The organism is Mesorhizobium sp. M4A.F.Ca.ET.020.02.1.1 (assembly GCF_004022645.1).
In the GTDB taxonomy this organism is placed as follows: Bacteria; Pseudomonadota; Alphaproteobacteria; order Rhizobiales; family Rhizobiaceae; genus Mesorhizobium.
Window position 1 is genome coordinate 1 of record NZ_RZOI01000268.1, and the last position, 7,319, is coordinate 7,319.

The 7,319-nt window shown below is 63.5% G+C and carries 11 protein-coding genes; all 11 read left to right on the forward strand.

The window, feature by feature from the left end:
- A partial coding sequence (rplF, locus tag EN742_RS17700) for a 50S ribosomal protein L6 (protein WP_128333088.1) occupies window positions 1-290 on the forward strand: 290 nt, incomplete at its 5' end.
- 90 nt (window positions 291-380) lie between these two features.
- Window positions 381-740, forward strand: coding sequence for a 50S ribosomal protein L18 (gene rplR, locus EN742_RS17705; RefSeq protein WP_126054445.1), 360 nt, complete (start codon window positions 381-383; stop codon window positions 738-740).
- Window positions 741-817: 77 nt separating this feature from the next.
- Window positions 818-1,387 (forward strand): 30S ribosomal protein S5, encoded by a 570-nt coding sequence (rpsE, locus tag EN742_RS17710; RefSeq protein ID WP_027046810.1) that lies wholly within the window; start codon window positions 818-820, stop codon window positions 1,385-1,387.
- Between the two features lie 25 nt (window positions 1,388-1,412).
- Complete coding sequence (gene rpmD, locus EN742_RS17715; RefSeq protein WP_006205449.1) at window positions 1,413-1,610, forward strand: 50S ribosomal protein L30; 198 nt, start codon at window positions 1,413-1,415, stop codon at window positions 1,608-1,610.
- Window positions 1,611-1,632: 22 nt separating this feature from the next.
- Entirely contained in the window at window positions 1,633-2,106 is a 474-nt protein-coding gene (gene rplO / locus EN742_RS17720; protein WP_126054446.1) for a 50S ribosomal protein L15, read from the forward strand.
- Window positions 2,107-2,297: 191 nt separating this feature from the next.
- Window positions 2,298-3,638, forward strand: coding sequence for a preprotein translocase subunit SecY (gene secY / locus EN742_RS17725; RefSeq protein WP_126054447.1), 1,341 nt, complete (start codon window positions 2,298-2,300; stop codon window positions 3,636-3,638).
- Window positions 3,635-4,234 (forward strand): adenylate kinase, encoded by a 600-nt coding sequence (locus EN742_RS17730; protein WP_127407195.1) that lies wholly within the window; start codon window positions 3,635-3,637, stop codon window positions 4,232-4,234. Before secY ends, EN742_RS17730 begins: the two co-directional genes overlap by 4 nt.
- A gap of 188 nt (window positions 4,235-4,422) precedes the next feature.
- Window positions 4,423-4,791, forward strand: coding sequence for a 30S ribosomal protein S13 (gene rpsM / locus EN742_RS17735; protein WP_006205445.1), 369 nt, complete (start codon window positions 4,423-4,425; stop codon window positions 4,789-4,791).
- A gap of 158 nt (window positions 4,792-4,949) precedes the next feature.
- Window positions 4,950-5,339, forward strand: coding sequence for a 30S ribosomal protein S11 (gene rpsK, locus EN742_RS17740; RefSeq protein WP_006205444.1), 390 nt, complete (start codon window positions 4,950-4,952; stop codon window positions 5,337-5,339).
- A 102-nt stretch (window positions 5,340-5,441) separates the two neighbouring features.
- A complete protein-coding gene (locus EN742_RS17745; protein ID WP_006205443.1) occupies window positions 5,442-6,452 on the forward strand; it encodes a DNA-directed RNA polymerase subunit alpha in 1,011 nt (336 codons plus the stop codon).
- Window positions 6,453-6,556: 104 nt separating this feature from the next.
- Complete coding sequence (gene rplQ, locus EN742_RS17750; RefSeq protein WP_126054449.1) at window positions 6,557-6,988, forward strand: 50S ribosomal protein L17; 432 nt, start codon at window positions 6,557-6,559, stop codon at window positions 6,986-6,988.
- The last annotated feature ends 331 nt before the right edge of the window (window positions 6,989-7,319 follow it).

Consider the following 7,319-nt stretch of genomic DNA (forward strand, 5'->3'; position numbering starts at 1 on the left):
GCTTCGAGAAGCGGCTCGAGATCACCGGCGTCGGTTATCGCGCCGCCATGCAGGGCAAGAACCTGCAGCTTGCGCTTGGCTTCAGCCATGACGTGGTCTACGAGACCCCGCAGGGCATCACCATCACGGTGCCGAAGCCGACGGAAATCACGGTCACCGGCATCGACAAGCAGCAGGTCGGGCAAGTTGCCGCCGAGATCCGCGAGTACCGCGGTCCCGAGCCCTACAAGGGCAAGGGCGTGCGCTACGCCGGCGAGAAGATCGTCCGCAAGGAAGGCAAGAAGAAGTAATCATCGCAACGCCGCGGGGCGCGACCGCGGGAGGCATCTTCGCCTACCGCACAGGGTTGCCCCCGTTTTCTGAAGGCAAGGAACAGTACCATGGGCTCGAAAGAATCCACCCAGCGCCGCGCTCAGCGCGTGCGTCGCCAGATCAAGAAGGTTGCGGGCGAGCGTCCGCGTCTCTCGGTCCATCGCACCTCGAAGAACATCTACGTCCAGGTCATCGACGACGCCAAGGGCCATACGCTGGCCGCCGCCTCGACGCTGGAGAAGGACCTCAAGGGTTCGCTCAAGACAGGCGCCGACACCGCGGCTGCCGCGGCTGTCGGCAAGCTGATCGCCGAGCGCGCCTCGAAGGCCGGTGTCAAGGAAGTCGTCTTCGACCGTGGCCCGTACATCTATCACGGCCGCGTCAAGGCGCTGGCCGAGGCCGCCCGCGAAGGTGGTCTGAGCTTCTGATTTTTCACCGCCGGCGACCCGAAAGCGGCGCCGGCATTGCAGCAACCGTGCTTCCGGAAAAGAACAAGGAACAGGATATGGCACAGGAACGTAGGGAAGGCGGCCGCGGCCGCGAGCGTGAGCGCGAAGAGCGCGACGACGGCATGGTGGACAAGCTCGTCCACATCAACCGCGTCGCCAAGGTTGTGAAGGGCGGCCGGCGTTTCGGGTTTGCCGCGCTCGTCGTCGTCGGCGACCAGAAGGGCCGTGTCGGCTTCGGCCACGGCAAGGCGCGCGAAGTGCCGGAAGCGATCCGCAAGGCAACCGAGTCGGCCAAGCGCGACATGATCTTCGTGCCGTTGCGCTCGGGCCGCACGCTGCATCACGACGTCGAGGGCCGCTGGGGCGCCGGACGCGTTCTGCTGCGCGCCGCCAAGCAGGGTACCGGCATCATCGCCGGCGGCCCGATGCGCGCCGTCTTCGAGACGCTCGGCATGCATGACGTGGTCGCCAAGTCGATGGGTTCGTCGAACCCCTACAACATGGTTCGCGCCACCTTCGACGCGCTGAAGAGCCAGATGCATCCGAAGGATGTGGCTGCCGCGCGCGGCATCAAGTACTCGACCCTTCAGGCCCGCCGCGGCACCGCCGTCGCGGCTGAAGAATAGTCGACGCTGACCAGGGATCCAGACCATGGCCAAGAAAGCTACCAAGACCATCACCGTCGAGCAGATCGGCTCGCCGATCCGCCGGCCGAAGGAGCAGCGCGCCACGCTGGTCGGCCTCGGCCTCAACAAGATGCACAAGCAGCGCACGCTGGAAGATACGCCTTCCGTGCGCGGCATGATCGCTGCCGTCCAGCATCTCGTCCGCGTCGTGGACGAGGGCTGAGCAGAAGCGCAGGAGAACGAAGATGAAACTCAACGATCTGCGTGACAAGGACGGCGCCACGCACTCCAAGAAGCGTCTGGGCCGCGGCATCGGCTCCGGCTCGGGCAAGACAGGCGGCCGCGGCGTCAAGGGCCAGAAGGCACGCTCGGGCGTGGCCATCAACGGCTTCGAGGGCGGCCAGATGCCGCTTTACCGGCGCCTGCCGAAGCGCGGCTTCAACAACCTGTTCGGCAAGAGCTTCACCGTCGTGTCGCTGGCCCGCATCCAGGCCGCGCTCGACGCAAAGAAGCTCGACGCCAAGGCGACGGTGACGGCCGAGGCCCTCATCGCGGCCGGCGTCATCCGCCGCGCCAAGGACGGCGTGCGCATTCTGTCCGACGGCGACCTCAAGGCGAAGCTCGCCTTCGACGTGGCCGGTGCCTCCAAGGCCGCGATCGAGAAGATCGAGAAGGCCGGCGGCTCGGTGAAGGTGCCGGAAAAGGCCGCCGCAGAGTAACGGCGATTTAATGCGCAGATGGCACGAGTGAAGCCAGGTTTTACCGTCCTTCGCGCCTTGATCTGATCAATTAGGCGGCCGCGTCAACGCGGCCGCTTGCATGTTTACGGTCCGGAGCTTATCTCGTGAGCTTCGGTGACACGCGCCGCCTGAGCTGCGGGCATCGAGCGTGACCAAGCGGAGAATCAGGCATGGCTTCGGCTGCTGAACAACTAGCCTCGAATCTGAATTTTTCGGCCTTCGCCAAGGCCGAGGACCTGAAGAAACGCATCTGGTTCACCGTCGGCGCGCTGCTCGTCTACCGGCTCGGCACCTATATCCCGCTGCCCGGCATCAATCCCGACGCGTTCGCCCAGGCCTTCTCCTCGCAGAGCAAGGGCGTGCTCGGCATGTTCAACATGTTCGCCGGCGGCGCGGTGCAGCGCATGGCGATCTTCGCGCTGGGCATCATGCCCTACATCTCCGCCTCCATCATCATGCAGCTGATGACCTCGGTCATTCCGTCGCTGGAAGCGCTGAAGAAGGAAGGCGAGCAGGGCCGCAAGATCATCAACCAGTACACGCGCTACGGCACCGTGCTCCTGGCCCTGGTGCAGGCCTACGGCATCTCCGTCGGACTGGAGGGCGGCAACGGCATTGTCAACGATCCCGGCATGTTCTTCCGAATCTCCACCGTCGTCACGCTGGTCGGCGGCACGATGTTCCTGATGTGGCTCGGTGAGCAGATCACCGCGCGCGGCATCGGCAACGGCATTTCGCTGATCATCTTCTCCGGCATCGTCGCCGGCCTGCCGCGTGCCATCTCCGGCACGCTGGAGCTCGGCCGCACCGGCGCCCTGTCGACCGGGCTGATCCTGGCGATCATCGTGCTCGCCATCGTCGTCATTGCGCTTATCGTGTTCTTCGAGCGCGCGCAGCGCCGCCTGCTGATCCAGTACCCGAAGCGCCAGGTCGGCAACCGGATGTTCCAGGGCGACACCTCGCATTTGCCGCTGAAGCTCAACACCTCGGGCGTCATCCCGCCGATCTTCGCGTCCTCGCTGCTTCTGCTGCCGGCAACGATCGCCGGCTTTTCGCAGACGGCCAACATGCCCGCATGGGCAAGCACAATCCTTGCCTCGCTGGGCCATGGACAACCGCTCTACATGGCATTCTACGCGGCGATGATTGTGTTCTTCGCCTTCTTCTACACCGCGATCGTTTTCAACCCGAAGGACACCGCCGACCAGCTCAAGAAGCATTCCGGCTTCATTCCAGGCTACCGCCCGGGCGAGCGCACCGCCGATTACATCGACTATGTTCTCACGCGCATCACCGTCATCGGCGCCATCTACCTGGTGCTGGTGTGCCTGCTGCCCGAATTCCTAATTTCAGCGACTGGCGTACCATTCTACCTTGGTGGCACATCGCTTCTGATCGTGGTCAGTGTAACGCTCGATACGGTGGCGCAGATTCAGGGTCACCTGATCGCGCACCAGTATGAGGGCCTGATCAAGAAGTCGAAGTTGCGCGGGGGGAAGAGGACCAGATGAGGCTGATATTGCTTGGACCGCCGGGGGCGGGCAAGGGGACGCAAGCGCAAAGACTGGTAGAGAAGTTCCGCATACCCCAGCTCTCGACCGGTGACATGCTGCGTGCCGCTGTGCAGGCCGGTACCGAGGTCGGCAAGCGGGCCAAGGCGGTGATGGATGCCGGCGAGCTTGTTTCCGATGCCATCGTCAATGCCATCGTGGCCGAGCGCATCGACCAAGCTGATTGCGCAAATGGCTTCATCCTCGACGGCTATCCACGCACCCTTGTGCAGGCCGATGCGGTCGAAACGATGCTCGCGGATCGTGGCCTCCATCTCGACGCCGTGATCGAGCTCGTCGTCGATGACAAGGCGCTGGTTGGGCGAATCGTCAAGCGCGCCGAGGATGCCAAGGCCGCCGGCCAGCCGGTGCGCAAGGATGACAATCCAGCCGTGTTCGAGGAGCGCTTGCGGGAGTACTACAAGAAGACCGCTCCACTCATTGGCTACTACTACGCCAAGGGCAGGCTGAAGAGCGTCGACGGCATGGCCGACATAGACACCGTCACGAGAGAGATCGAAGCGGTGCTCAAATCCGTCTCGCAGGCGGCGGCATAGAGAAACAGCGCTTGACTGTAGCGGTCCGCTGGGGTATGGCGGCCCGTCTTCCATCAGGCATAGGCTTTGCTTGTCCGCAAGGGCAAGGCGGCCGCTTTGAACTGGAAACTCCCGCAAGGGCCGGCCTCCACCGGACGCGGGGCAACTTGAAGCGCCGGCGCGTCCGGCCCATATGGAGATGAGAGAAGATGGCTCGTATAGCCGGCGTCAACATTCCGACCAACAAGCGCGTTGTCATCGCGCTTCAGTACATTCACGGCATTGGCAAGAAGTTCGCCCAGGAGATCGTCGACAAGGTCGGCATCCCGGCCGAGCGCCGCGTCAACCAGCTGACCGACGCGGAAGTGCTGCAGATCCGCGAGACGATCGACCGCGACTACCAGGTCGAAGGCGACCTGCGCCGCGAAGTGTCGATGAACATCAAGCGGCTCATGGACCTCGGCTGCTATCGCGGCCTGCGTCACCGCCGCTCGCTGCCGGTCCGCGGCCAGCGCACGCATACCAACGCACGTACCCGCAAGGGCCCGGCCAAGTCGATCGCCGGCAAGAAGAAGTAATTAGGGGAATAAGGGAGTAGGGGAGTAAGGCAGTAGGGAATAGTCCGAAAATCGGATCATTTGTTTCCCTACTCCCTTACTTCCCTATTCCCCTACTCCCTTACCAAGGTGGAGCCGCTGGCACTACGGCGGTGTAGAGATCAACTGAAAGGACTACCATGGCCAAGGAAGCCGCTCGTGTTCGCCGTCGCGAACGCAAGAACATCTCGTCGGGCGTTGCCCACGTCAATTCGACCTTCAACAACACGATGATCACCATCACCGACGCGCAGGGCAATTCGATCGCCTGGTCGTCGGCCGGCGCCCAGGGCTTCAAAGGTTCGCGCAAGTCGACCCCGTTCGCCGCCCAGATGGCCGCCGAGGATGTCGCCAAGAAGGCGCAGGAACACGGCATGCGCATGCTCGAGGTCGAGGTCTGCGGACCTGGCTCCGGTCGTGAATCGGCGCTGCGCGCGCTGCAGGCCGCCGGCTTCACCATCACCTCGATCCGTGATGTGACGCCGATCCCGCACAATGGCTGCCGCCCGCGCAAGAAGCGCCGCGTCTAAGGAACTATCGAACGCCGCGCGAACGCCAAAAAGCGTTCCTCCGCGGCATTCCAGGTCGCCCGCCACGATTGGATGGTGGCGGGGCAACGGAAGGAAAGCATCATGATCCAGAAAAACTGGCAGGAACTGATCAAGCCGAACAAGATCGAGTTCTCGTCGAAGAAGAAGACGCTGACCACGCTGGTGGCCGAGCCGCTCGAGCGCGGCTTCGGCCTCACGCTGGGCAACGCGCTCCGGCGCGTGCTTCTGTCTTCGCTGCGTGGCGCGGCCGTCACCGCCGTGCAAATCGACGGCGTCCTGCACGAATTCTCGTCCATCGCCGGCGTGCGTGAGGACGTGACCGATATCGTGCTCAACATCAAGGAAATCGCCATCCGCATGGAAGGCGACGGCCCGAAGCGCATGGTCGTTCGCAAGCAGGGCCCGGGCGCCGTGCTGGCCGGCGACATCCAGACGGTCGGCGACGTCGAGATCCTCAACCCCGACCACGTCATCTGCACGCTGGACGAGGGTGCGGAGATCCGCATGGAGTTCACCGTCGACACCGGCAAGGGCTATGTGCCGGCCGAGCGCAACCGCGCCGAGGACGCGCCTATCGGCCTGATCCCGGTCGACAGCCTCTACTCGCCGGTCAAGAAGGTCTCCTACAAGGTCGAGAACACCCGCGAGGGCCAGGTCCTCGACTATGACAAGCTGACCATGACCATCGAGACCGACGGTTCGATCTCGGGCGAGGACGCGGTGGCTTTCGCCGCCCGCATTCTGCAGGACCAGCTCGGCCTGTTCGTCAACTTCGACGAGCCGCAGAAGGAAGTCGCGGCCGAAGCTGTCACCGAGCTCGCCTTCAACCCGGCGCTGCTCAAGAAGGTCGACGAGCTGGAGCTCTCGGTGCGTTCGGCCAACTGCCTGAAGAACGACAACATTGTCTATATCGGCGACCTGATCCAGAAGACCGAAGCCGAGATGCTGCGCACCCCGAACTTCGGCCGCAAGTCGCTGAACGAGATCAAGGAAGTCTTGGCGGCGATGGGCCTGCACCTCGGCATGGAAGTGCCGGACTGGCCGCCGGAAAACATCGAAGACCTCGCCAAGCGTTACGAAGACCAATATTGAGCATGAATTCCAAGGATCGGCGGCGTGAGCCGCTCGATCCGACGGTCATGCGGAAAACCATCAGAGGCCGTGGCCTCTTGAACAACTGAAGAAGGAAAAGAGCCATGCGCCACGGTTTCAAAGGCCGTCGCTTCGCCCGCAGCGTAAGCCACCGCAAGTCTATGTTCGCCAACCTCGCCGTGTCTCTGATCGAGCACGAGCAGATCGTCACCACCCTGCCGAAGGCGAAGGACCTGCGTCCGATCGTCGAGAAGCTGGTGACGCTCGGCAAACGCGGCGATCTGCATGCGCGCCGTCAGGTGATCGCCCAGATCGGCAATGAGGGCGTCGTCAAGCGCCTGTTCGAGACGATCGCGCCGCGCTACGCCTCCCGCAACGGCGGCTACCTGCGCATCATGAAGGCGGGCTTCCGCCACGGCGACAATGCCGCCATGGCGGTGATCGAGTTCGTCGACCGCGACACCTCGGCCAAGGGCGCCGGCGACCGCGCCCGCATCGAAGCTGAAGGTACCGAAGAGGAAGCCGCGGCCGCCTGAGGCCGGGCTTTTCGCACGTGTTCAAAGGGGCCCTGTGGGCCCCTTTTTGCATTCTGAAAGCGGCGCTCTACGTTTCAGACAATTTCGTCGGCCGAAGCGCATGCTTTTGCGCGACAATTATCGGATTTCGGTGCATTAGCCTTTCATTCTGCACAATCGTCGGGAGAATGGCGCCCGATTTGGAGGATTCGGAATGCACGTCAAACGGCTGTCCATTGTTCTGATTTCGGCCTTGCTGGCGTTCGCACCGGCGGCCAGGCAGGCACTGGCCGAGGACGCCACCAAGCCCGCTGATCCGGGCTTGTCCGACGTGCTGACCGATCTGCTGCAT